The sequence below is a fragment of the Rhizobium sp. 0TCS1.26 genome, assembly GCF_050455525.1.
In the GTDB taxonomy this organism is placed as follows: domain Bacteria; phylum Pseudomonadota; class Alphaproteobacteria; order Rhizobiales; family Rhizobiaceae; genus Neorhizobium.
The window spans coordinates 924,759-946,791 of the sequence record NZ_JBCIYV010000002.1 but is presented as its reverse complement, the minus strand read 5'-3'; the positions used below and the strand labels follow the sequence as shown (position 1 = coordinate 946,791).

23 protein-coding genes, 1 tRNA gene and 1 riboswitch are annotated in these 22,033 nt (G+C 63.9%); of the genes, 14 read left to right on the top strand and 10 right to left on the bottom strand.

Features of this window, described 5'->3' with window-relative positions; all coding sequences use genetic code 11:
* Nucleotides 1-8 precede the first annotated feature (8 nt).
* The 3 genes from pstB to phoB are packed head-to-tail and all read left to right on the top strand — an operon-like array spanning nt 9 to nt 2,295.
* Nucleotides 9-824: a phosphate ABC transporter ATP-binding protein PstB gene (gene pstB, locus AAIH46_RS11780; RefSeq protein ID WP_430306048.1), complete on the top strand. Its 816-nt coding sequence runs from the start codon at nt 9-11 to the stop codon at nt 822-824.
* A 48-nt stretch (nt 825-872) separates the two neighbouring features.
* Nucleotides 873-1,583 (top strand): phosphate signaling complex protein PhoU, encoded by a 711-nt coding sequence (gene phoU / locus AAIH46_RS11775; protein WP_430306046.1) that lies wholly within the window; start codon nt 873-875, stop codon nt 1,581-1,583.
* A 28-nt stretch (nt 1,584-1,611) separates the two neighbouring features.
* Nucleotides 1,612-2,295: a phosphate regulon transcriptional regulator PhoB gene (phoB, locus tag AAIH46_RS11770; protein WP_430306045.1), complete on the top strand. Its 684-nt coding sequence runs from the start codon at nt 1,612-1,614 to the stop codon at nt 2,293-2,295.
* A gap of 150 nt (nt 2,296-2,445) precedes the next feature.
* On the opposite strand, the gene AAIH46_RS11765 is transcribed toward phoB, so the two are convergent.
* Nucleotides 2,446-2,985 (bottom strand): GcrA family cell cycle regulator, encoded by a 540-nt coding sequence (locus AAIH46_RS11765; RefSeq protein ID WP_430306044.1) that lies wholly within the window; start codon nt 2,983-2,985, stop codon nt 2,446-2,448.
* 416 nt (nt 2,986-3,401) lie between these two features.
* Here AAIH46_RS11765 and AAIH46_RS11760 point away from each other — a divergent pair, with 416 nt between their 5' ends.
* The 3 genes from AAIH46_RS11760 to AAIH46_RS11750 all read left to right on the top strand — a co-directional run bounded on the left by AAIH46_RS11760 (nt 3,402) and on the right by AAIH46_RS11750 (nt 6,758).
* A complete protein-coding gene (locus AAIH46_RS11760; protein WP_430306043.1) occupies nt 3,402-4,598 on the top strand; it encodes an aspartate aminotransferase family protein in 1,197 nt (398 codons plus the stop codon).
* 51 nt (nt 4,599-4,649) lie between these two features.
* The gene (gene argF / locus AAIH46_RS11755) at nt 4,650-5,567 is read left to right on the top strand and encodes an ornithine carbamoyltransferase (protein WP_430306042.1); all 918 of its coding nucleotides are present in this window, start codon (nt 4,650-4,652) and stop codon (nt 5,565-5,567) included.
* A 201-nt stretch (nt 5,568-5,768) separates the two neighbouring features.
* On the top strand, nt 5,769-6,758 hold the full coding sequence (locus AAIH46_RS11750) for an Hsp33 family molecular chaperone (protein ID WP_430306040.1): 990 nt from the start codon (nt 5,769-5,771) through the stop codon (nt 6,756-6,758).
* An 86-nt stretch (nt 6,759-6,844) separates the two neighbouring features.
* Here AAIH46_RS11750 and apaG read toward each other — a convergent pair whose 3' ends face one another.
* Together apaG and AAIH46_RS11740 are read right to left on the bottom strand one after the other, a co-directional pair.
* Nucleotides 6,845-7,237: a Co2+/Mg2+ efflux protein ApaG gene (apaG, locus tag AAIH46_RS11745; RefSeq protein WP_430306039.1), complete on the bottom strand. Its 393-nt coding sequence runs from the start codon at nt 7,235-7,237 to the stop codon at nt 6,845-6,847.
* Between the two features lie 130 nt (nt 7,238-7,367).
* Nucleotides 7,368-8,552, bottom strand: a complete 1,185-nt coding sequence (locus tag AAIH46_RS11740) for an O-succinylhomoserine sulfhydrylase (RefSeq protein ID WP_430306038.1) — start codon at nt 8,550-8,552, stop codon at nt 7,368-7,370.
* A 40-nt stretch (nt 8,553-8,592) separates the two neighbouring features.
* A riboswitch (SAM riboswitch) is annotated at nt 8,593-8,671 on the bottom strand.
* Nucleotides 8,672-8,740: 69 nt separating this feature from the next.
* Here AAIH46_RS11740 and AAIH46_RS11735 point away from each other — a divergent pair.
* Together AAIH46_RS11735 and AAIH46_RS11730 are read left to right on the top strand one after the other, a co-directional pair.
* Nucleotides 8,741-9,835, top strand: a complete 1,095-nt coding sequence (locus AAIH46_RS11735; RefSeq protein WP_430306037.1) for a 2'-deoxycytidine 5'-triphosphate deaminase — start codon at nt 8,741-8,743, stop codon at nt 9,833-9,835.
* A gap of 123 nt (nt 9,836-9,958) precedes the next feature.
* A tRNA-Gly gene (locus AAIH46_RS11730) sits at nt 9,959-10,032 on the top strand.
* Nucleotides 10,033-10,067: 35 nt separating this feature from the next.
* Here the strand turns inward: AAIH46_RS11730 and AAIH46_RS11725 are convergent.
* Nucleotides 10,068-11,975, bottom strand: a complete 1,908-nt coding sequence (locus AAIH46_RS11725; protein ID WP_430306035.1) for a glycosyltransferase family 2 protein — start codon at nt 11,973-11,975, stop codon at nt 10,068-10,070.
* Between the two features lie 114 nt (nt 11,976-12,089).
* On the opposite strand from AAIH46_RS11725, the gene AAIH46_RS11720 reads away from it, so the two are divergent.
* The gene (locus AAIH46_RS11720; protein WP_430306034.1) at nt 12,090-12,989 is read left to right on the top strand and encodes a transporter substrate-binding domain-containing protein; all 900 of its coding nucleotides are present in this window, start codon (nt 12,090-12,092) and stop codon (nt 12,987-12,989) included.
* A gap of 18 nt (nt 12,990-13,007) precedes the next feature.
* Here AAIH46_RS11720 and AAIH46_RS11715 read toward each other — a convergent pair whose 3' ends face one another.
* The 3 genes from AAIH46_RS11715 to AAIH46_RS11705 form a co-directional block, all read right to left on the bottom strand.
* Nucleotides 13,008-13,709 (bottom strand): S24 family peptidase, encoded by a 702-nt coding sequence (locus tag AAIH46_RS11715; protein ID WP_430306033.1) that lies wholly within the window; start codon nt 13,707-13,709, stop codon nt 13,008-13,010.
* Between the two features lie 218 nt (nt 13,710-13,927).
* The gene (locus AAIH46_RS11710; protein ID WP_430306032.1) at nt 13,928-14,575 is read right to left on the bottom strand and encodes a response regulator; all 648 of its coding nucleotides are present in this window, start codon (nt 14,573-14,575) and stop codon (nt 13,928-13,930) included.
* A 104-nt stretch (nt 14,576-14,679) separates the two neighbouring features.
* Nucleotides 14,680-15,102, bottom strand: coding sequence for a hypothetical protein (locus tag AAIH46_RS11705; protein ID WP_430306031.1), 423 nt, complete (start codon nt 15,100-15,102; stop codon nt 14,680-14,682).
* A 112-nt stretch (nt 15,103-15,214) separates the two neighbouring features.
* Between AAIH46_RS11705 and AAIH46_RS11700 the strand changes: the two genes are divergently transcribed.
* Together AAIH46_RS11700 and AAIH46_RS11695 are read left to right on the top strand one after the other, a co-directional pair.
* A complete protein-coding gene (locus AAIH46_RS11700; protein WP_430306030.1) occupies nt 15,215-15,559 on the top strand; it encodes a DUF952 domain-containing protein in 345 nt (114 codons plus the stop codon).
* Nucleotides 15,559-16,641 carry a quinone-dependent dihydroorotate dehydrogenase gene (locus tag AAIH46_RS11695; RefSeq protein WP_430306029.1) on the top strand — a complete coding sequence of 361 codons (1,083 nt, stop codon included), beginning with the start codon at nt 15,559-15,561 and terminating at the stop codon, nt 16,639-16,641. The genes AAIH46_RS11700 and AAIH46_RS11695 overlap by 1 nt, the downstream gene beginning before the upstream one ends.
* A gap of 239 nt (nt 16,642-16,880) precedes the next feature.
* On the opposite strand, the gene AAIH46_RS11690 is transcribed toward AAIH46_RS11695, so the two are convergent.
* The 3 genes from AAIH46_RS11690 to AAIH46_RS11680 are packed head-to-tail and all read right to left on the bottom strand — an operon-like array spanning nt 16,881 to nt 19,028.
* Nucleotides 16,881-18,230, bottom strand: coding sequence for an MATE family efflux transporter (locus tag AAIH46_RS11690; RefSeq protein ID WP_430306028.1), 1,350 nt, complete (start codon nt 18,228-18,230; stop codon nt 16,881-16,883).
* A 49-nt stretch (nt 18,231-18,279) separates the two neighbouring features.
* Nucleotides 18,280-18,774 carry a CAP domain-containing protein gene (locus AAIH46_RS11685; RefSeq protein WP_430306027.1) on the bottom strand — a complete coding sequence of 165 codons (495 nt, stop codon included), beginning with the start codon at nt 18,772-18,774 and terminating at the stop codon, nt 18,280-18,282.
* Nucleotides 18,774-19,028 (bottom strand): DUF6460 domain-containing protein, encoded by a 255-nt coding sequence (locus AAIH46_RS11680; RefSeq protein WP_430306026.1) that lies wholly within the window; start codon nt 19,026-19,028, stop codon nt 18,774-18,776. Before AAIH46_RS11680 ends, AAIH46_RS11685 begins: the two co-directional genes overlap by 1 nt.
* 152 nt (nt 19,029-19,180) lie before the next feature.
* Here AAIH46_RS11680 and AAIH46_RS11675 point away from each other — a divergent pair, with 152 nt between their 5' ends.
* From AAIH46_RS11675 to AAIH46_RS11665, 3 genes are all read left to right on the top strand, one after another.
* On the top strand, nt 19,181-20,116 hold the full coding sequence (locus AAIH46_RS11675) for a methyltransferase (protein WP_430306025.1): 936 nt from the start codon (nt 19,181-19,183) through the stop codon (nt 20,114-20,116).
* A 99-nt stretch (nt 20,117-20,215) separates the two neighbouring features.
* Entirely contained in the window at nt 20,216-20,851 is a 636-nt protein-coding gene (locus AAIH46_RS11670; RefSeq protein WP_430306024.1) for a YitT family protein, read from the top strand.
* A 447-nt stretch (nt 20,852-21,298) separates the two neighbouring features.
* Entirely contained in the window at nt 21,299-21,862 is a 564-nt protein-coding gene (locus AAIH46_RS11665; protein ID WP_430306023.1) for an RES family NAD+ phosphorylase, read from the top strand.
* Nucleotides 21,863-22,033: the final 171 nt, after the last annotated feature.

The window sequence follows — 22,033 nt, the reverse complement described above, 5'->3', positions numbered from 1 at the left end:
GACGGACAATGAACATGATGTCTGAAGCTGCAGTTGAGAAGGCGCTGGATCAGAAAATGAATGACGTTTCCTACAAGATGGTGGGCAAGGACGTATCGGTTTACTACGGCGAGAAGCGCGCGCTGTTCGATGTGAACCTGAACGTCCGCGAAAACACCGTGACCGCGCTGATCGGACCGTCGGGTTGCGGCAAGTCGACCTTTCTGCGATGCCTCAACCGCATGAACGACACCATTGAGCAGTGCCGCGTCACCGGCCGCATCGTGCTCGATGGCGAGGACGTCTACGACCCTTCGATCGACGTCGTCGAACTGCGTGCCCGCGTCGGCATGGTGTTCCAGAAGCCGAACCCGTTCCCCAAGTCGATCTACGAGAACGTCTCCTACGGTCCGCGCATCCATGGCCTCGCCAGGAACCGCGCCGACATGGACCAGATCGTCGAGGCAAGCCTGCAGCGCGCCGGCCTGTGGAATGAGGTGAAGGATCGCCTGCTGGAATCCGGCACCGGCCTGTCCGGCGGCCAGCAGCAGCGTCTGTGCATCGCCCGCGCCATCGCCGTTTCGCCGGAAGTCATCCTGATGGATGAGCCGTGCTCGGCGCTTGATCCGATCGCGACGGCCAAGGTCGAGGAGCTCATTCACGAGCTGCGCGCCAACTACACGATCGTCATCGTCACCCACTCGATGCAGCAGGCAGCCCGCGTTTCGCAGCGCACCGCCATGTTCCACCTCGGCCAGCTCGTCGAGGAAGACGATACCGACAAGATGTTCACCAATCCGGATGACCAGCGCACGCAGGACTACATCATGGGCCGTTTCGGCTGATCAGACAGCGCCGCCTGCCACTGGTTCCATTCGTCCGAGGAGAGACACATGCCATCCCATATCATGTCGGCTTATGATGAAGAGCTGAAGTACCTCAATCGCCGCATCTCCGAGATGGGCGGCCTAGCCGAGCAGATGTGCTCGGACGCCGTGCGGGCGCTCGTCAATTCCGACAGCGCTCTCGCGCAGAAGGTCATCTCCGACGACGTTATTCTCGATCATGCGGAGCGTGAGATCCAGGAGAAGGTGATCGTCACCATCGCCAAGCGCCAGCCGATGGCGGCGGACCTGCGCGAGATCATCGGCACGCTGCGCATCGCCGCCGATCTCGAACGGGTCGGCGATCTCGGCAAGAACACCGCCAAGCGGGTGATCGCAGTGCAGGGCACCGGCGTGCCGCGCAAGCTGGCCCGCGGCCTGGAGCATCTGTCCGACCTGGCGCTGGTGCAGCTGAAGGAAGTGCTGGACGTCTATTCGCACCGGTCTGCCCAGAAGGCCGAGGCGATACGCCAGCGCGATGAAGAGATCGACGCGATGTACACCTCGCTGTTCCGCGAGCTCCTCACCTACATGATGGAGGATCCGCGCAACATCACCACCTGCACGCATTTGTTGTTCTGCGCCAAGAACATCGAGCGCATCGGTGACCACGCGACAAACATTGCCGAGACCATCTACTACATGGCGACCGGCGCCCAGCCTGTCGGCGAGCGGGCCAAGGACGACAGCTCCAACATGCTCGGCGCTGTGGCCGAATAGCTGCGCGGACCTGTAGGAGTTCCTGATTATGCTGCCGAAGATTTCTGTCGTCGAGGACGAGGAGGCGCTTAGCGTTCTCCTTCGCTACAACCTGGAAGCTGAAGGTTACGAGGTGGAGACGATCCTGCGCGGCGACGAGGCGGAGATCCGTCTTCAGGAGCGCGTGCCGGATCTGCTTATCCTCGACTGGATGCTGCCGGGGGTGTCCGGCATCGAGCTCTGCCGACGGCTGCGTATGCGTCCGGAGACCGAGCGTCTGCCGATTCTCATGCTCACCGCCCGCGGCGAGGAAAGCGAACGTGTCCGCGGTTTGGCGACCGGTGCCGACGATTACGTCGTGAAGCCGTTCTCGACGCCGGAACTGATGGCCCGCGTCAAGGCGATGCTGCGCCGCGCGCGTCCTGAAGTCCTGTCCAGCGTGCTTCGCTGCGGCGATATCGAGCTCGACCGCGATACGCACCGCGTGCACCGCAAGGCCCGCGAAGTGCGTCTGGGGCCGACGGAGTTCAGGCTGCTGGAATTCCTGATGGCGTCGCCCGGCCGCGTTTTCTCGCGCTCTCAGCTTCTCGACGGCGTCTGGGGGCACGACATCTATGTCGATGAGCGCACCGTCGACGTGCATGTCGGTCGCCTGCGCAAGGCCCTGAACTTTTCCAACATGCAGGACGTAATTCGCACCGTGCGCGGCGCCGGCTATTCCATGGAAGCCTGACGTTTAGAGGCGATCCCCTGTCCTGACGAAGCCCGGCCGAGAGGTCGGGCTTTTTCGTGGGCCGCGGGCGAACGTCCGGTCCGGCCGGATGCAGGTCACAAAAAAACGGGCACAAGGCCCGTTTTCACCAGTGCATCGACTGTGCTCGTATCAGGCCCGTGCGGCCGCGGACTTGCGGCGCTCGGTGACCGGCTGGTAGGCAAGCCGTGCGTGGTACTTGCAGTAAGGCGAGTTATCGCAGGATTCAGCGCCGCAGAAGTGGAAGTCGTCCTTCAGCGGATCGCCGACCGGCCACTTGCAGGTGCGTTCGGTCAGCTCCGTGAGGACGAGGCGGCGCGCCATCGGAACCACGACATTGGTCGTCATCAGCTGGGTGGCGTTGATCGCCTCGATCTCGAAATCTTCCTTCACCGCGGTTGCACCCATCGGACGGCCGATGGTGCGTGCCGGTACAACGTTCGGGCGAGCGGTGTAGGCCGGAGCGCGTGGCGCCGGGGCAGTGCGCTTGGGCGTGCGGGCGGCAGCCGAAGTGCCGCCGGCCTTGATGCGGCCCGGCAGGTTGAGGCGATGCACCTTGCCGATCACCGCGTTGCGGCTGACGCCGCCAAGCTGTGCAGCGATCTGGCTGGCGCTGAGCCCTTCGGCCCATAACCGCTTCAATCTCTCGACGCGTTCGTCTGTCCAATTCATGCTGTCTCTCCGCCTTGAGCACACATCAGCAAGACAGAATCTCTCACCGTTACGACGAAACCAATTTCGTCGCGCATACTACATCTATACTTTTGGTGACTAGTTCCGCCGCATGCAGTCTAGTAATTGATCTTTAACCTAGAGGGCGGTGGACTCGCTGACAAGAGTCGTACGAATCGCTGCGAATCGATTTCCGGGTTTTCCCCAACTTGCTGCCAGACAGAGTCTTTTTTGCCACAGCGGCCGAAACCGGCGCCGTAACCGCCATGGCCCGGCAATGCGCCGGAATTGGAGCGATTTGTTGACAGCCGTCGGCGAAATGCGGATAGTGCAGCCGCCGCCCGCTGGGGCGGCATTTTTGATTTCGGCGGACGTTGCCGCCGCACAGATGATGATGCCCAAGGAGTGCTGTCGCCATGGCTGAAGCCGCGCTTTTCGACACGTTTGCACGGGCCCCTCTGCGCTTCGAGCGTGGTGAAGGGGTGTGGCTGGTGACGGAGACGGGCGAGCGCTATCTCGATTTCGGCGCAGGCGTCGCGGTCACCTCCTGCGGCCACGCCAATCCGCATCTTGTCGAGGCGCTGAAGGCGCAGGCCGACAAGGTCTGGCACCTTTCCAATCTCTACGAGATCCCCGAGCAGGAGCGGCTGGCACAGCGGCTGGTCGAGGCGACCTTCGCCGACAAGGTGTTCTTCACCAATTCCGGCGCGGAAGCCCTGGAATGCGCCATCAAGACCGCCCGTCGCTACCACTACTCCAAGGGCCATCCCGACAAGTTCCACATCATCACCTTCGAGGGCGCCTTCCACGGTCGGACGATCGCGACGATCGCTGCCGGCGGCCAGGAGAAGTATCTCGAAGGCTTCGGCCCGAAGGCGCCCGGTTTCGATCAGGTGCCGTTCGCCGATATCGAGGCCCTCAAGGCGGCAATCACCGAGAACACCGGCGCACTGCTGATCGAGCCGATCCAGGGCGAGGGCGGTATCCGCACGGCATCCAAGGAATTCCTGCAGCAACTGCGCAATCTCTGCGACGAGCACGGCATGCTGCTGATCTTCGACGAGGTTCAGACGGGCGTCGGCCGGACCGGCAAGTTCTTCGCCCATGAATGGTCCGGCGTTACGCCCGACATCATGGCCGTGGCAAAGGGTATCGGCGGCGGTTTTCCGTTTGGAGCGTGCCTTGCGACCGCTGAAGCTGCGTCCGGCATGAAGCCCGGCGTGCACGGAACCACCTATGGCGGCAATCCGCTGGCGATGGCGGTCGGCAATGCCGTGCTCGACATCGTGCTGGAAGACGCCTTCCTGCAGAATGTCCGCGACGTGGCGCTGGTGTTCCGCCAGGGACTCGCGGGCATTCAGGACCGCTTCCCCGAGGTCATCGAGGAAATCCGCGGTGAAGGCCTGATGCTCGGCATCAAGGCGCGCGTGCCGGCCGCCGAACTGACGGTTGCCATGCGCGAGGAGTATCTGCTGGGCGTGCCGGCTGGCGACAACGTCATCCGCATCCTGCCGCCGCTGGTGGTGACCGCCGAAGAGGCCCGCGAGGGCTTGGCTCGTATCGAACGCGCCGCCGAAAAGCTGCAGAGCGAAAAGTTGAAGAAGTCGGCCTGACGGCTGCCGTAGCGAGCGGGCCGCCGGATGGCGCCCCGGATGGAATGGACCATGGCATCACCCAAGCATTTTCTCGATCTCTCGGCCGTTTCCTCGGGCGAACTGCGCACCATTCTGGATGACGCGCTGACCCGCAAGAAGGCAACCAAGGCCGGTACAGCCGACAAGCCGCTTGCCGGCAAGATGCTGGCGATGATCTTCGAGAAGCCGTCCACCCGTACCCGTGTTTCCTTCGATGTCGGCATGCGCCAGCTGGGCGGCGAGACGCTGTTCCTGTCCGGCACCGAGATGCAGCTCGGTCGTGCCGAGACGATCGGCGACACCGCCAAGGTTCTATCGCGCTACGTCGATGCAATCATGATCCGCACTACCGATCATCGCCGGCTGATGGAAATGGCCGAGCACGCGACCGTGCCGGTGATCAACGGCCTGACCGACGAGACGCATCCCTGCCAGATCATGGCGGATCTCTTGACCTTCGAGGAACATCGCGGTCCGGTCTCCGGCAAGACATTCGCCTGGACCGGCGACGGCAACAATGTCCTGCATTCCTTCGTCGAAGGTGCCGCCCGCTTCGGCTACCAGATGAACATGGCCGTGCCGATGGGCTCCGAGCCGCTCGACAAGTACCTCAACTGGGCCCGCAACAATGGCGGCGAGGTCATGCTGTGCCATGATGCCGAACGTGCCGTCGAGGGTGTCGACATGGTGGTCACCGACACTTGGGTGTCGATGAACCAGGAGCACAAGGCGCGCGGCCACAACATATTCCAGCCCTTCCAGGTCAACGAGCAGCTGATGCGGCGCGCCCGGCCGGAGGCGCTCTTCATGCACTGCCTGCCTGCCCACCGCGGCGAGGAAGTCACCGACGGCGTCATTGACGGTCCGCAGTCGGTGGTCTTCGACGAGGCGGAAAACCGCATGCACGCGCAGAAGTCCATTCTCGCCTGGTGCTTCGGCGCGGTCTGAACGACTGCGTCCGCGCAGGCTCTGACCGAAAACCTTGATTTGCCGGTGGCGCGCCCCCATCTGGCGGTTTTCCAACCCGCGCCGGCGATCAGTGTCGCGGCGGCGCTTCAATGACATCGTCGGCCCATCTCGCCCGGCCAAGCGGTTCCGCTCGGCTGTCTTTTGTGCGAAACGGATGGCTTCGGCGTGAAGGAGCAGATCATGGCAGAAGCCACAGTTGAACTGACCGATATCAATCTGGCCGGCGACGACCATGTGGTGCCCTTCCAGGTGGAGGGCATGGACGTCCGCGGCCGCGCCGTGCAGCTCGGTCCGCTGCTCAACACCATTCTCGGTCGGCATGATTATCCGGCCCCGGTGGCGCGCCTGCTCGCCGAGGCGATCGTGCTGACGGCGCTGATCGGCACCTCGCTCAAGTTCGACGGCCGATTTACGGTGCAGACCAAAGGCGATGGTCCGGTCGATCTGCTGGTTGCCGACTTTTCGAGCCCGGAAAGCATGCGCGCCTATGCGCGCTTCGATCAGGAGGCGCTGGACGCGGCCATTTCGGAAGGCCGGACATCGCCGCCGGAGCTGCTCGGAGAGGGTTACCTCGCCTTCACCATCGACCAGGGTCAGGGCATGCAGCCCTATCAGGGCATCGTGCCGCTGGACGGCTCGTCGCTCGAGGAAATCGCCGGAGTCTACTTCCGTCAGTCCGAGCAGATCCCGACCAAGGTTCGCCTCGGTGTCGCAGAACTGCTTGATCGAGACGAGGACGGCAAGCCGCGTCACAACTGGCGGGCAGGCGGCGTTCTCGCACAGTTCCTGCCGCCGGCGCCGGAGCGCATGCGCCAGCCGGACCTGCATGGCGGCGACGGCGACGAGCGCGACGAGGAGCATGTCAATGACGACAGCTGGGCGGAGGCCCGGATGATGGTGGAGACGGTCGACACCGACGAGCTGACGGATCCGCAGGTCGCCATCGAGCGGCTGCTGTTTCGGCTCTTCCACGAGCGCGGCGTGCGCATCTACGAGCCGCAGGGGGTCCTCGACCGCTGCAGCTGCTCGCGCGACAAGATCAAGGGCGTGCTCGACGGCTTTACCGCGGAGGAGATTGAGGCAAGCCAGGAAGACGGCCAGATCGCCGTCACCTGCGAATTCTGCTCGACCACCTACCGCTACGATCCGTCAGAATTTACCGCCGCCTGATCATCTACGCAGGCAGCCGGCAGATATGCCGGTTGCCTGCGTGCATCTTGTTGGCGGCTGTGGCAGCGCGGGGCGTCGACTGACGCTTAGTTGAGAACCCGCATCAGGCCCGGGCTGTCGAGGGAGAAGGCGGGGATGGCGACGATCAGGGTTTCCCCTTCGTCAGTCTCCATCTGGTAGTGGCCGAACATCAGGCCCGACGGCGTGTCGAGCGGGCAGCCGGATGAATACTCGTATGTATCGCCCGGTTTCAGCCGCGGCTGTTCGCCGACGACCCCTGGTCCTTCCACTTCGTCCACCAGGCCGTTCTGATCGGTGATGTTCCAGTAGCGATGCACCAGCCGGACGGTCAGCTCCGAATGGTTGGCGATGACGATGCGATAGGCCCAGACATAGCGGCTCTCATCCGGGTCGGATTGCTCCTCCAGATAATAGGGTTCAACGGCGACCTCTATGTCCCTCGTCCGTGCGCGATACATGCAGACCTCAATCCTGTGGCTAGGGATATTGTACAGGAAGTGGCTGAGGTCAAGAAACGTGCCCGCGCCGGAGCGCGAGCTGCATGTATTTGCCTAGTTGATGCCGCTCGCGACGAGCGGCCGGCGTCCGTCAGCCGGCGACCTTGGCGATCGCCTGGGCCAAATCCTCGACCAGGTCGTCGCCGTCCTCGATCCCGCATGAAAGCCTCAGCGTGCCGGGCGAAATGCCCAGCTCGGCGCGTGCGTCGTCGGTGAGGTTCTTGTGCGTCGTGGTTGCCGGATGGGTAATCAGGCTCTTGGCATCGCCGAGATTGTTGGAGATCTTGATAACCTCCAGCGCATCCTGGAGCGCAAAGGCTGCGTCCTTGCCACCCTTCAGCTCGAAGCAGACGAGCGTAGAGCCGCCCGACATCTGCCGGGCGATGATATCGGCCTGCGGATGATCCTTGCGACCCGGATAAATGACCTTGCCCACCTTGCTTTGATCGGCGAGGAAGTCGGCGATCTTTGCAGCGCTCTCCGTCTGCTGCCTGACGCGCAGCGGCAGCGTCTCCAGACCCTTCAGAAGCGTCCAGGCGTTGAACGGCGACATGGCCGGACCCGTGTGGCGGAAATAGTCGTGCAGGTTCTCGTTGATCCATTCCTTGTCCGACAGGATCACGCCGCCGAGGCAGCGGCCCTGGCCGTCGATATGCTTGGTGGCGGAATAGACGACGACGTGCGCGCCGAGCTCCAGCGGCTTCTGGAAGAGCGGGGTCGCAAACACGTTGTCCACCACCAGCTTTGCCCCCACCTGGTCGGCGAGCTTCGCGACGCCGGCGATGTCGACCACTTCAAGCGTCGGGTTGGTCGGGCTTTCGAGGAAGAGCACCTTGGTGTTGGGGCGGATCGCCGCTTCCCAGTTGGCGAGATCCCGGCCGTCGACCAGCGTGCATTCGACGCCGTATTTGGGTGCCAGCGTTTCCACCACGTAGCGGCAGGAGCCGAACAGTGCGCGGGCGGCAACGATGTGGTCGCCGGCCTTCACCTGGCAGAGGATGGCGGCGGAAACGGCGGCCATGCCCGATGCCGTGGCGCGCGCATCCTCGGCGCCTTCGAGTGCGATCATTCGCTTTTCGAACATGTCGTTGGTGGGGCTGCCGTAACGGGCGTAGATGAAGCCGTCGGTCTCGCCCTTGAAACGGGCTTCGGCAGCGGCTGAGTTTTCGTAGACGAACCCTTGCGTCAGGTAGATCGCTTCAGACGTTTCGCCGTACTGCGAGCGCAGCGTGCCTTCGTGGACGAGTTGGGTTGCGGGGCGCCAAGTCTTGCTCATGTGTCACCACTTCAAACAAAAAAACCGGTCGCATAGCAGACCGGTTTCGCACCCGGTCTTTTTAGCCACTTGTTTAACGTGGCTGCAAGCCGACCGGCCAAATCACCACGGGATAAGCTTGGATAGCCCCAAGCAATCCTTGCGTCAATTCCCCGCTTTTGCTTTTGTCCCCCGGAAGGATAAGGGCAATGATACGCACAGCGGGCATTCTGGCAGACCGCGCCATAGGCGCACTCTTCGACGGCGGCAGGCTGAAAAGCGAGGCGCAGCTCGATCACGACCAGATCCAGCCGGCCAGCCTCGACCTGCGGCTGGGCTCGAAGGCGCTGCGCGTGCGCGCCAGCTTCATGCCCGGCCGCGAGCATACGGTGGCCGACAAGCTGGCGCGGCTGACGCTGCACGAGATCGATCTTGAGCCGGGCGCGGTTCTCGAAACCGGCTGCGTCTACATCGTGCCGCTGATGGAAAGTCTCGATCTGCCTGACGACCTGTCGGCCTCCTGCAACCCGAAAAGCTCCACCGGCCGCCTCGATATCTTCACCCGGGTGATGGTCGACCACGCGCAGGAATTCGACAAGATCCCCGCCGGCTATAAGGGGCAGCTATACCTCGAGATCTCGCCGCGCACCTTTCCGGTCATCGTCCGGCGCGGCTCGCGCCTGTCGCAGATCCGCTTCCGGACCGGCCAGGCGCTGCTGAGCGAGGCGGACGTCGTCGCCCTGCACGAGGCTGAAACCCTGGTGGCGAGCGAAAACCCCAACGTTTCAGGCGGCGGCATCGCACTTTCGATCGATCTGAAGGGCACCGGCCCCGACGGGCTGATCGGCTACCGCGGCAAGCATCATACCTCGGTGGTCGATGTCGATCGCAAGGCAGTGCTCGATGTCCTGGATTTCTGGGAGCCGCTCTACAGCCGCGGCCGCGACGACCTCATCCTCGATCCCGACGAATTCTACATCCTGGTGTCGCGAGAAGCTGTGCATGTGCCGCCGCTCTATGCCGCGGAAATGACGCCCTACGATCCGCTGGTCGGCGAGTTCCGCGTACACTATGCCGGCTTCTTCGATCCGGGCTTCGGCCACGCGCCGTCCGGCGGGTCGGGCAGCCGTGCGGTTCTCGAGGTGCGCAGCCACGAGGTGCCGTTCATTCTCGAGCACGGCCAGATCGTCGGCCGGCTTGTCTTCGAGCATATGCAGGAACGCCCGCAGGCGCTCTATGGCTCCGGGCTTGGTTCCAACTATCAGGCGCAAGGGCTGAAACTCTCCAAGCATTTTCGCGGCTGAGGCAGCGCCAGGCGGCTCTTCCCGTGTACTGAAGACGGTTTGCAAGCAACGCACCGGTTCCCTTGGCTGCCGCCTTTTCGCTTGAAGCCGCCGCGCTGTTGATGCTAATCCTGCGCACCGCAGGCGGGTGTAGCTCAATGGTAGAGCAGCAGCTTCCCAAGCTGAATACGAGGGTTCGATTCCCTTCACCCGCTCCACTCCCCAGTGTCTCCTCATGGTGTCAACGATCCGGTCAAAGCGGCCGGCTGTCGGTCTTATCCGCTTGGCGGACCGGACGGTGCGGCGTCTTCTTCCAGAAGAACGGATTGGTGCGCAGCTCGTTGACGGCGCGCCAGGCGGCATAGGAATTCATCAGCCAGTGGAGCGGAACGGCCACCCACCGCCAGCCCACCTTGCGCCGTTCCGTCTCGATCATCGATCCGACGCCGAGCGCCAGGAACGTGGCATAGCTGCCGAAGACGTTGGCGGTGTCGACCAGCATCAGGAAGAGCGTCGCTGCCGGGATTTCCACCACCGTGTTGGAGATCAGCACGAAGATGCCGTAGCCGAGGAAGGCGAGGATCAGCGGGTGCAGCAGTGCCGAGATCAGCATGCCGCCGATCAGCAGGTGGAAGACGAGCGTTGCCGCAAGTCCCATCTGCCGGGTCGTGCCGAGCGGATCACGGGTCATCACCAGCCACGTCTGCAGCCAGCCCTTGAACCAGCGCGTCCGCTGGCCGGTCCATACCGGCAGCGAGGTCGGGGCATCCTCCAGCGTCTGGCAGCGCAGCGTCTCCGAGCGGTAGCCCATGCGGTAGAGCCGGAGACCGAGATCGGCATCCTCCGTGACGTTGAACGGATCCCAGCCGCCGACCTTGCGCAGCACGTCGGTCCTGAAATGGTTGGAGGTTCCGCCGAGCGGCATCGGCATGCGGTAGCGCGACAGCATCGGCAGCAGGCCGCGAAACAGCGCCGCATACTCGACCGCAAACATCGTGCTGACGCCGTTTTCCGCCAGGTTGGCGATGATCAGCGGCGCCTGCAGGCAAGCAACTTCGGGCGGACGCGAGCGGAAACGGCTGCAGGCCTCGAGCAATTGCTGCGGATGCGGACGGTCTTCCGCGTCGTAGACGGCGAGATAACTGCCGCGGGCACCCGCCAGCGCATAGGTCAGCGCCTTGGGTTTTGTGCGCGGATGACACGGCGGCACCTCGACGATCTCGAAATGCGCCGGCAGGCCGAGCCCTTTGAGCGCCTCTATGGTCTCCCGGTCGTCGGCCTCGCAGACGAGCTTGACGTCGAGCAGCGACGATGGCCAGTCTAGCCGCCGCAGACTTGTCACCAGTTGCTGCGCCATGCCCGCTTCCCGGTAGAGCGCCACCATGACGGTGTAGCAGGGCAAGGGATCTTCCGGCATTTGCAGCGGCAGGTTGCGCTTCTGCCGCTGCTGGAGGACAGCCGCGATTCTCAGCATCAGACCGGCGAGATAGAGGAACGACAGCGTGGCATGCGCCAGCGGCAGCAGCAGGCCGGGCGATGACAGGCAGAGGCCGACAATAGCGGTGACGAGACAGCCGGCCGCCAGCCCCTGCCGACCGGTGGCGACGACCCGTGCCGAATAATGCGGCTCGCGGTCGAACAGGTCGGTCACTGCATGTCGCACGCGACGCGCCGCGCCCGCTGCCCAGACGGCCCGCCGCATCGCCGATGGCGTGGTGATGGCGAGCCCGCGGCCGAGCTCCGGCAGGCGGATCAGCAGCGCCGAGAATTCCGCAAGCCGGCCGGCTTGGGGAACGATGGCCACCTGCGGCGGCTTGTGCCGGTGGTTGATGCGGATCTGCTTGGGCTGCAGCAGCTGCGCGTCGATCCCTTGCAGATCCTGCACCGTCGCCGGATCGATCACCTCGATCAGCGGCAGCCGGAAAGCGCGAGCGACGGCGCCGTAATAGGCTGCCTCCTCCACTTCGCCGCAATGCAGGAGCTCGGCTTCCAGCGTCGTGCCGTTGAGGCTGGCAAGCCTCGTCAGGCGCGCCACCAGCGGCTTGGAGAAACCGAGCGCCGCCAGAACGGCGGCTTCCTCGGCATAAGCGCTACCCGGCTCGGCACCTGAAGGCTGCACGGTACCGTCGCCGGATTGCTCCAGTCCGACGTCGGCCGCCATCCCACCCCGTACGGCAGCTGTCGGCGGATATTCCCCTACATCCGTCAAACTGGTACACCATGTCGAGCTGGCGCCCCACGGCCTGCTCCACACCGGATCATATACATACACGCAATGGTTTCATCCCTCAAAATGTACGGGTCTTGTCGACACTTCCTTGCGGTTGTGGCGGTCCTGCTGCCGATCAGCGTCGCCAGCGCTTCCGCAGCCGAGTTGCCGGCGTCGAACGGCGGTGCTCAGGGCGGCGCTGAGATGCCGATCCTGGCGGATCCGAACGAGCGCCTGGCAAAGCCGGATCTTTCAACGCTCGTGCGCTTCCGTGTGCTGACGACGGTCGATTTTCCGCCGTTTAGCTTTGTCGATCAAAGCGGTCGGCTGTCCGGCTTCCATGTCGATCTGATGCGGGAAATCTGCGACGAGCTGGCGATCGGCCCCAAGTGCCAGATCCAGGCCATGCCCTTCGACACGCTCCAGTCGGCGCTGGCCAATGGCGATGGCGAGGCGGTCGCAGCCGGTATCGCAGTGACGCCGGCGCTGCGCGAACGGTTCGCCTTTTCGAGGCCATACATCACCATTCCTGGCCGCTTCGCCCGCAACCTGAAGGTGGACGCCAAGGGAAATGCGGCGACAGTGCTCGCCGGTCGGCCGGTTGGCGTGGTGGCTGGAACGGCGCATGATGCCATGTTGCAGGCGTTCTTCCCCAGCCTCCGTCGGGTCGGCTTCGACAATCAGGACGCCCTGCTGCAGGCGTTGAAGGCGAACGAGGTGGATGCCGTCTTTTCCGACGGCCTGAGGCTGCCTTTCTGGACGGCGAGCGCCGCGTCGGAGGCCTGTTGCGCGCTGTTCGACGGGCCTTACCTGTCGGAGCGCTTTCTCGGCGAGGGGCTGACGATCATGCTGCGCCCGAATGCGCCGCAACTGGTCGCGGCAGTCGATCACGCACTGGCGCAGCTGGCGCAAAAGGGCCGCCTGCAGGAGATCTACCTGCGCTATTTCCCCAACGGCTTCTACTGAGACCCCGGCAGGTGCGGCCTACTGGCTCGCCCAGATGATCCGCGCCATCCACTCCACCTCGGTCCGGTCGAAGACACGGTTCGGATGGTCGGGATTGAGCGAGGTCAGCTCAATGCTGCGGGCACTCTGGCGCAGCAGGACCTTGGCCATCACCTCGCCATCGCGGGTCTTCACCACCACCCTGTCGCCGCGGCGGATCTGCGCCCCCGGTTCGACGATCAGCCGGTCGCCGTCGCGGTAGAGCGGCAGCATCGATTCACCCTGGACTTCCAGCGCGTAGACACCGGCCTTGCGGGATGCCGCAATCGGAAAATCCACCACGTCCCAGCCCTGGCCGGCCGGAAAGCCGCCATCGTCGAAAAAGCCGCCGGCGCCGGCCTGGGCAAAGCCGAGCAGCGGGATGGCGCTCGACTGTGGCGGGAAGATGCCGTCGGGCAGGCCGGTCGTCGTATCGTCCCGCTTAGTGCGGGCATCGCCATTGGCGCGAACCGCCTGCGGCAGGTAGCCGACGAACTGGTCCATCGTCGCGCCCGTCGCCTCCAGCACCTTGGCGATCGATTCCGTCGATGGCCAGCGCAGCCGCCCGTCGGGGCCGAGGCGTTTGGATTTGTTGAACGACGTGGGATCGAGACCGGCGCGGCGGGCGAGACCGGACGCGGTCAGTTGGTGGCGTTCCGCCAGCGTATCGATCGCCTTCCAGATCGTCTCGTGCGACAACATCAGGATACTTGCTCCGGCGTCCCGCCGCCGCCCATCGAAGGGCAACGCTTGTCGGGGCGATCCTCTTTCCAACGTCGTGCGCCCGCTCGAAAGCAGGCAGGCGGAAGGCCTTCAAAGGCTTCAGAAGTGGCATCCGATTGTAGCGGATTGTGGTGTAGCTGTACTGAAACACACAGCTGGAGTAAAGAAAAAAAGGAATAAAATCCTCTTGGCCGTGATCAGGCGACCATGGCCATATTCACCTTGCCCAATTTGATGACCGCCTGCGTGCGGCTGTCGACGTCCAGCTTCAGCAGGATGGCCGAAACATGCGCCTTGATGGTCGCCTCCGAAACGCCGAGCTCATAGGCGATCTGCTTGTTCAGCAGGCCTTCCGCCAGCATCGACAGGACGCGGCTCTGCTGCGGCGTCAGCGTTTTCAGCCGTCCCATCAGCTCCAGAACCACCGGATCCTCCTGGCCTTCCCGTTCGACGCAGGCGGGCACCCAGAGGCCACCCTCCAGCACCGTCTCGATGGCGCTGCGGATCTCGTTGAGGCCGGAGGACTTGGAGATGAAGCCGGACGCACCAAGATCGAGCGCCCGGCGCACGGTGGACGTATCATCGCTCGCCGAGACGATGACGATCGGCAGGTTGGCGAATTCGGCGCGCAGCGACATCAGGCCGGAAAAGCCGCTGACGCCGGGCATCGCCAGATCGAGCAGGATCAGATCGGCCTCCAAGCAGGCGCCGGCTGCCCGGCGGGCATCCTCGAATGTGCCTGCCTCGATGATCTCCGTCCGCGTCGAGATGTCGTTGACCGCCTGGCGCAGTGCGCCGCGGAACAGCGGATGATCGTCGGCAATGATGATCGTGATCGCTTGCATGTCCACACCCCCTCCCAAGAGCATAGTCCGCGTCCTACCCGCCGTTAGTCTTAATCCTCGCGACTGTTCGAGACAAGCCTAAGTTTAGCGGCTGCAACCGCGCCTCACGTACGGTCGGGTACCGGGCGGTCTTCTTCACGGAATTCTTCGATAAGACCCATGAAGCGACGCATGAAGCGCTCCATGATCGAAAGCGACTGTTCGATCTCGGCTTCGCTTGGCGGACCGGCAGGCCTGCTTACGGAAGCATCCGCCTTCTTCTCCAGCGCCTCGACCCGCCTGGCGAGCATGTCGAGCTCCTGTTCGAAGGCCATCCGCTCGTCGGCTGCCATCCGGCAGGTCAGCCCGCCGGCTTCCTCGCGGCAGAAGCTCACCGCGCCCGTCTGCTGGTCCAGCCGTACGAAGCCCGTCTCGGTCTTTTCCAGACGATAGCGGTTGTCGGCCGTTGGCGCGGGTGGCGTCTGGGCCATTGCGGGGATCGCTGAAAGGATCAGAGCGGCAATCATTGCCAAGCCTGCATGCGTCATGACCATACCTCCTGTTCGACCGGCGAACTGCGCTCGTCCGCCGGCTCCGGCATGGACAACCGGACCACTTTGCGGCAAAGCCTCCTCATCTCCACGAGACCGGAAGCTGAGGATGAGCGGAACTATATACAAGATCGTGCCGGAAGAACTGTGGCAACAGGCCCGGAACGCCGGTGTTTTTCTCGGCGCAGCGGTGGATATCGCCGATGGCTTCCTGCATTTCTCCACGGCATCCCAGCTGCGCGAGACTGCCGCCCGTCATTTTGCCGGCCAGGCCGACCTGCTGCTGGTCGCGATCGATGCCGGCCGGCTCGGCGAGGCCCTGGTTTTCGAACCGTCGCGGGGTGGCGATCTCTTCCCGCATCTCTATGGACCGCTGAACCTTGATGCAGTGATCTGGGAAAATCCCCTGCCGCTCGGCGCCGACGGCGTCCACCAGTTTCCGGAGACACTCTGATGCCCGTGTTCGATATCGCCCGCCGCGCGCTGTTCATGCTCGAGCCGGAAACTGCGCATGGGGCCTCGATCGCCGCCTTGAAATCGGGTCTAGTGCCCGCTTGCCGGATGCGCCCCGACCCGCGGCTGGCCGTCACAGTCGCCGGTCTGCGCTTTCCCAATCCCCTGGGGCTGGCCGCCGGCTACGACAAGAATGCCGAGGTGCCCCAGGCGATCCTGAGGCTCGGCTTCGGTTTTACCGAAGTCGGCACCCTGACGCCGAAGCCGCAGGCCGGCAATCCGCGCCCGCGCATCTTCCGGCTTGTCGAGGATGAGGCCGTCATCAACCGGCTCGGCTTCAACAATGAGGGGCATGAGGCGGCGCTACGGCGTCTGAGCGCGCCGCGGGGCGAGGGTATCGTCGGCGTCAACATCGGCGCCAACAAGGACACTGTCGACCGCATCGGCGACTATGTCGCCGGAATCCGCCGTTTTGCCGGGCTCGCGAGCTACTTCACCGTCAACATCTCCTCGCCCAACACGCCGGGCCTGCGCGACCTGCAGGCCCGCGACAGCCTGGCCGCACTGCTGTCTGCCACGCTTGGCGCGCGCGACGAAGAAGCTCTGCGTCACGGCCGCGGCGTGCCGGTCTTCCTGAAGATCGCTCCGGACCTGACTGAGGAAGGCATGGACGACATCGCCGCCGAGATCCTCTCGCATCGCCTGGACGGACTGATCGTCTCCAACACCACGCTGGCGCGCGACGGGCTCACCGACCGGCAGCAGGCAAACGAAGCGGGCGGCCTCTCCGGCAAGCCGCTCTTCCGCCGCTCGACGGCCGTTCTCGCACGCATGCGCAAGCGCATCGGCACCGCCCTGCCGATCATCGGTGTCGGCGGCATCTCATCGGCGGAAACGGCACTGGAAAAAATCCGAGCCGGCGCCGATCTGGTGCAGCTGTATTCCTCGATGGTCTATGGCGGGCCGGGCCTGCCGGGCGAGATCGTCAAAGGCCTGGCGCGCAGCCTCGATCGGCTGGGCGTCGCGTCGATCAGCGACCTACGCGGCATCGAGACCGAGCGTTGGGCCGCCGAAGCGCTTTAAACTCCGGCTGCTGGGCGTCTGGCGGAAACGAGGTGCGGATCGCCATCCCGGATCACGAGAAGTTGCGTCGCTCTTCTCTCATTTTGCCATAGTCCTCACCATATGTTACATCAGGTAACATTCGATGAGGTTACTCTCATGCTGAAAGAACATCTGAGCCTCCCCGGTCTGACGATCGGTGGCCTTCTGGCCGGCGCTTTGGCGCTGCGTCTGGCGATATGGGCCGTTGCGCCCGGGATCTAGGGAATGGTGCTCGCGAAGCTGTCGCGTCTCTTGCGCGGCAGGTTGCACACCAGAAACACGCCCCGCATCAGCAGAAACAGGTTGAGGCTGGCCCATAGACCGTGATTGCCGAAAGATGGCACCAGGAGAGCGAGTGCGACGCAGTAGCAGGCAAGCGATGCCAGCATCATGTTGCGCATCTCGCGCGACCAGGTCGCGCCGATGAAGATCCCGTCCATATGGAAGGCGAGCGCGCCGGTGACCCCGGTCGCAGCCGCCCAGGGCAGATAGATCCCAGCCATCCGTCGGACGTCTTCGGACGTGCTCAGGAGCGCAATCAGCGGCGTGCCGATGGCGAGGAACAGGCCGGCGAGCACGAGGCCGAGCGCGATCGACCAGCCGCCGGTCAGCCACAGTGCCCGCCGAAAGCTCGGCAGGTGCGATGCGCCGACGGCGCGGCCGGACAGTTGCTCCGCGGCGCCGGCAAGCCCATCGAGAAAGAACGACACTAGCAGGAAGATGTTCATCAGCACGGCATTGGCGGCAAGCGTCACCGCGCCGGCACTGGATCCAAGCCGCGTCATCAGGGCAAAGGCGGTGTTGAGCACCAGCGAGCGGATGAGGATGTCGCCGTTCAGCCGGAACAGTCGTGAGAGTTGCTGCCGGTCGAAGAGCGCCGCGCGGCCCGGTCGCGTGACGCCGCGCAGCCGGCGGAAGATGATCGTCAGTCCGGCGAGCATCGCCACCACCTCGGCGATCGCGGTGCCGATGGCGACGCCGGGGATGCCCCAGCCCAGCCAGAGGCCGAAGAGGAGGGTGAACAGGATGTTGGTGCCGTTCAGCAGGATCTGCAGCTTCAGGCCGAGCATGCCTTCGCCCCGCCCAAGCACGAAGCCGAGGATGACGAAGTTGGCGAAGGTCGCCGGACTGGTGAGGACGCGGATGGCAAAATAGCTGCGGGTTGCCACGATCACAGCGGGGTCCTCGCTCATCAGCCCCGGCGCGTAGCGCCAGATCACCGGTGCCAGAAGCAGCATCAGCGCCCCGAGTCCAAGCGCACCCAGCAGCGCCCGCAGAAGCACTGCCTGCTGTTCGAAGAGATCCCGACGGCCGAACGCCTGCGCCACGAGGCCCGTGGTAGACGTCCTCAGAAAACTGAGGCTGCCGTAGAGAAGGTCGAAGAGGATGGCGCCGATCGCCAGGCCCGCCAGCGCCGCCGGATCGCCGAGCTGCCCGACGACCGCGGTATCAGTCAGGCCCAGCAACGGCGTCGTCAGATAGCCGAGCGTCATAGGCACGGCGATCGACAGCACCAGCCGATGCGTCACCTCGAACGCGTACGGATTGTCGCCCTTGGCCTCTTGCATGCACGTCTCCCCGGAACTCGCCCGAGGGGTGTCGTCATGTCGAACCGGCTCAGGCCGACAGGACCATTGCCCAATAGGAGCGGCCTGTCGAGGGCGAGCGCGCCACCGCGACGCCAACCGACCGGTAGTCACCAAGCATGTTTTCCAGGTGCTTGCGGGAATCGATCCAGGCCTGAACGGCGGCGCCGATACTTGCCTGGCCGCTGGCGATGTTTTCCGCCGCCGGAAGTGGCACGCTGCTGCGTTTCATGCGGTCGCCAAAACTGTCGCCAAGGCCGATCAGGTGCTTCATCTCGCCGGCCTTGGCCATCCGGACCGCCTGTTCGGCAGCCGCGCGTCCGGTCGGCCCGCTCGAAGACAGCGCCGAAAGGCCTTGTCTTGCCCGCAGCGCGTTGACCAGCGGCAGGGCGCCACGGGTCTCGTCGGTCGCCCCGGCAAGCGAGACGGGTGCACGCATCGTCGAACATCCGGCAAGCGCCAGCAGGGCGCCACCGGACAGGAGGAGGAAGCCGCGCCGGGCTTCAATACGGGAGTTCAGTGTCATCAGCGTCGATAGTTCACAATGCGCAGGAGGATGAAGGCGGGGATGACGATCGTCGCGCCGAGCAACAGGTAATCTCCGACGGCACCCAGAGCGTTGAAGCCCCGGTGCCAGAGATCCTGGGCGAAATCGCGGATGCCGTAGAAGATGTCGAAGGGGCGCACGTCGAACATCGCCATCACAAAGCCGACGATCAGCGACACGACGATCAGCTTGACGATCGTGCGTGCCGGGCTGTCGCCCAGGAATCTGCTCATGTCGGCCATGCGTGCCCCTTGTTCGGTTGCCTTGCGCGCCTGAGATAGGTCCTGGGCGACAGTCCCGCAAGCAAACGTGCCGCTTGCTCCGATAGAACTTGAGTTTTTTTGTGGCTTCGGCGAGAAGCGCGCATCGCTGGAACCAGACTTCAATGATCACCACCCAGTTCTCCTCCGGTGACGCCATCGCCGACCGCCGCGCCGATTACGCGCGCATGCTGTCGGAGGCCGGCGATTTTGCGGCTGCCGCAGAACTCTTCGAGCAGGCGCTGGAGCTGGTGCCCGGATGGACGGCCGGCTGGGTCATGCTCGGCGAGGCGCGCGACAAGGCCGGGCTGACGGAGGGAGCCATCGAGGCCTTCGAAACGGTGGCGCGGCTGGACACGACCGGTCTGTTCGGCGCGCCGTTGAAGCTTGCATTGCTCGGTGCCGCGCCGACCCCGGAGCATCCGCCGTCGGCCTATGTCGAAGGTCTGTTCGACGACTATGCCGATCGCTTCGAGACGGCCCTCGTCGAAAAGCTCAACTACACCGTGCCGCAGAAGCTGTTTGCGCTTGTGCAGCCGCTGGCGCCCTTCCGCCTGACCGTCGATCTCGGCTGCGGCACCGGTCTTTTCGGTGCCGAGGTGGCGTCCGCCACCGCCCGCCTGGAAGGTTTCGACCTGTCGGCCAACATGCTTGCCAAGGCCGAGGAGAAGCGGATCTACCATCGCCTGGCGCAGGCCGACCTGTCGGAGCCGGCAGACGCATCAGGCCTGTTCGGCGAGGATCTGCCGCGCGGCCGCGCGGATCTCGTCTCGGCGGCTGACGTCCTGATGTATCTCGGGAGCCTTGATGCGCCCTTCGCGCTTGCCCGCGACCTGCTGTCGCCAGGCGGCCTGTTCGCCTTCTCCGTCGAGGATGCCGGCGACGTCGAGATCGGTTTCCGCCTGCAGGGTTCGCTGCGTTACGCGCATTCGGAACGATATGTGCGCGAGCGTCTGGCGACGTTCGGCTTCGAGACGCAGGAAACGCAGCGGACGGACATTCGCATGGATGCCGGAAAGCCGGTGTTCGGCATTCTGTTTCTTGCCCGCCTTGCGGGCTGAATCGACGCTTTCTTGCCTTTTGCCCGACGCCTCTGAGCGGCTCTTGAAAGCCGGTCCTCACGCAGTGCACAATCGCGTGAAAACAGGGGAAGACAGTCCGTGCCGCAGAAGAAGACGCTCGGTCTATACAGCACCGATCCATCCCAGCACACGCTGCTGGAGGACAGCCAGGGCCTGCTCACCGGTGCACTGGTTTCGGCTCTCGGTTTCTACCTGCTGAACCGCGTCGGCCTCCTGACCGGCGGCACGGCGGGCGTTGCCTTCCTCGTCCACTACGCCTTCAACATCTCGTTCGGCCTGCTGTTCTTCCTCGTCAACCTGCCCTTCTACTACCTGTCGTTCAAGCGGCTCGGCATCGCCTTCTCGGCCAAGACCTTCATCGCCATCGGCCTTGTCTCTGTCATCACCGAGATGGAATCGCGGTTTCTCATCATCGACTACCTGCACCCGTTCTGGGGCGCGCTGATGGGCGGCCTGCTGCTCGGCTACGGGCTCCTGGCGCTCTACAGGCACCGGGCGAGCCTCGGCGGCGTCGGCATCCTAGCCATCTACATCCAGGAGCGCTTCGGCATTCAGGCGGGGCTGATCCAGCTTGCCTTCGACGCCTGCGTCATGGCCTGCGCCTTCTTCGTGCTCGATCCGGTCATCGTCCTCTGGTCAATCATCGGCGCCGTCATCCTCAACCTGTTCCTCGCCATCAACCACCGCTCCGACCGCTACATCGTCGTGCGGTGAGGGAAGGGCGCGGGCAGGGCCACACCCGCGACGTCATCCTCGGGCTTTGCCCGAGGATCCACAGTTCCGAGCCGCAACGGTTGAGATTGGTGCGCCCCGCATGGATCCTCGGGTCAAGGGCCCGAGGATCACGGTGGTGGGGCAGTCCGCTCTGTCTTCACAGATGATGGCGAAATCCGGCTTTGACAGGTGCGTGCTTCATTGACCTAATGATTGTCGAATTTGGGGACCACGTTCGTGACGGAAGAGAACTCGCCTCCGACTTTTAAAACGCATTCTGATTACCATCACTTCCGACGCGAGGTCGTGAAGTCACGTCGTTTCATTCGGTCTCCGGAGACCGAAGCATTTCTGCAAGCCGTCGCGGCGACCTGTCATGCCCGAGAGAGAATCGTCAACGTAGGCGCGGGATTGAGGCGAGCCCAAGTGGCACATGACTGGAGACCGATGTATCAAACCAGCGACGACGGTGAAGAAATCCACATCGACGACATCAAGTGCGCGGCCAACCAGGCCCGCATGATCCCGCTGCGTTACCGGGCCGGCGACGGACGCGTGAACCCTCGCGGAATACCGTGTCTCTATATGGCGACAGACGACGCGACGGCGGTATCGGAGGTCAGGCCTGCCATCGGCGCCTACGTGACGGTCGCCAGTATGAAATGCTTGCGCGAACTGAGACTGATCGACTGCAGCGTTCTCGCCAGAAAGCACATAATATACTTCAAAGAGCCAGGGCGTGAGGAAATGGAGAAAGCCGTTTGGTCGGATATTGATCGAGCATTTTCAGCTCCGGCAGATAGGTCCGACGACGCGGCGGAGTACGCTCCGACACAGATCCTCGCGGAATTGTTCCGCTCCCTTGGTTACGACGGCGTGGCTTACAAAAGCGCGTTCGGGGAGGAGGGCTACAATGTCGCGATTTTCAATATCGATGATTTTGAAGTTGGGTGGTGTCGGCTCTTTCAAGTGAAAGACATTTCACACAAAATCGAGCAGCAACCTGACTGAGCTGCACGAACGCGCGCGTAGCCGGCATCCCAATGAGGCGGCGAAATTCAGCTTTCAGGAATCCCCTCGGAATGACCTACAAGGGTCGGAACCGGTCATTGGGGCCGGATAGCTCGATCGCAGAGCCAAGGATCAGTGAACCTGGCTTGGGCTGGCGGGAGCAGATCGGCC

What these genes read in the sequence shown, in the direction of transcription:
- AAIH46_RS11685 (WP_430306027.1), bottom strand. Translation starts at nt 18,774, where the DNA reads ATGACACTGAACTCCCGTATTGAAGCCCGGCGCGGCTTCCTCCTCCTG.
- AAIH46_RS11695 (WP_430306029.1), top strand. Translation starts at nt 15,559, where the DNA reads ATGCCCGTGTTCGATATCGCCCGCCGCGCGCTGTTCATGCTCGAGCCG.
- phoB (WP_430306045.1), top strand. Translation starts at nt 1,612, where the DNA reads ATGCTGCCGAAGATTTCTGTCGTCGAGGACGAGGAGGCGCTTAGCGTT.
- AAIH46_RS11725 (WP_430306035.1), bottom strand. Translation starts at nt 11,975, where the DNA reads ATGGCGGCCGACGTCGGACTGGAGCAATCCGGCGACGGTACCGTGCAG.
- apaG (WP_430306039.1), bottom strand. Translation starts at nt 7,237, where the DNA reads ATGTATCGCGCACGGACGAGGGACATAGAGGTCGCCGTTGAACCCTAT.
- AAIH46_RS11705 (WP_430306031.1), bottom strand. Translation starts at nt 15,102, where the DNA reads ATGACGCATGCAGGCTTGGCAATGATTGCCGCTCTGATCCTTTCAGCG.
- AAIH46_RS11680 (WP_430306026.1), bottom strand. Translation starts at nt 19,028, where the DNA reads ATGAGCAGATTCCTGGGCGACAGCCCGGCACGCACGATCGTCAAGCTG.
- AAIH46_RS11710 (WP_430306032.1), bottom strand. Translation starts at nt 14,575, where the DNA reads ATGCAAGCGATCACGATCATCATTGCCGACGATCATCCGCTGTTCCGC.
- AAIH46_RS11715 (WP_430306033.1), bottom strand. Translation starts at nt 13,709, where the DNA reads ATGTTGTCGCACGAGACGATCTGGAAGGCGATCGATACGCTGGCGGAA.
- AAIH46_RS11665 (WP_430306023.1), top strand. Translation starts at nt 21,299, where the DNA reads ATGTATCAAACCAGCGACGACGGTGAAGAAATCCACATCGACGACATC.
- AAIH46_RS11750 (WP_430306040.1), top strand. Translation starts at nt 5,769, where the DNA reads ATGGCAGAAGCCACAGTTGAACTGACCGATATCAATCTGGCCGGCGAC.
- AAIH46_RS11700 (WP_430306030.1), top strand. Translation starts at nt 15,215, where the DNA reads ATGAGCGGAACTATATACAAGATCGTGCCGGAAGAACTGTGGCAACAG.
- AAIH46_RS11735 (WP_430306037.1), top strand. Translation starts at nt 8,741, where the DNA reads ATGATACGCACAGCGGGCATTCTGGCAGACCGCGCCATAGGCGCACTC.
- AAIH46_RS11740 (WP_430306038.1), bottom strand. Translation starts at nt 8,552, where the DNA reads ATGAGCAAGACTTGGCGCCCCGCAACCCAACTCGTCCACGAAGGCACG.
- pstB (WP_430306048.1), top strand. Translation starts at nt 9, where the DNA reads ATGAACATGATGTCTGAAGCTGCAGTTGAGAAGGCGCTGGATCAGAAA.
- AAIH46_RS11675 (WP_430306025.1), top strand. Translation starts at nt 19,181, where the DNA reads ATGATCACCACCCAGTTCTCCTCCGGTGACGCCATCGCCGACCGCCGC.
- AAIH46_RS11760 (WP_430306043.1), top strand. Translation starts at nt 3,402, where the DNA reads ATGGCTGAAGCCGCGCTTTTCGACACGTTTGCACGGGCCCCTCTGCGC.
- argF (WP_430306042.1), top strand. Translation starts at nt 4,650, where the DNA reads ATGGCATCACCCAAGCATTTTCTCGATCTCTCGGCCGTTTCCTCGGGC.
- AAIH46_RS11720 (WP_430306034.1), top strand. Translation starts at nt 12,090, where the DNA reads ATGGTTTCATCCCTCAAAATGTACGGGTCTTGTCGACACTTCCTTGCG.
- AAIH46_RS11690 (WP_430306028.1), bottom strand. Translation starts at nt 18,230, where the DNA reads ATGCAAGAGGCCAAGGGCGACAATCCGTACGCGTTCGAGGTGACGCAT.
- phoU (WP_430306046.1), top strand. Translation starts at nt 873, where the DNA reads ATGCCATCCCATATCATGTCGGCTTATGATGAAGAGCTGAAGTACCTC.
- AAIH46_RS11765 (WP_430306044.1), bottom strand. Translation starts at nt 2,985, where the DNA reads ATGAATTGGACAGACGAACGCGTCGAGAGATTGAAGCGGTTATGGGCC.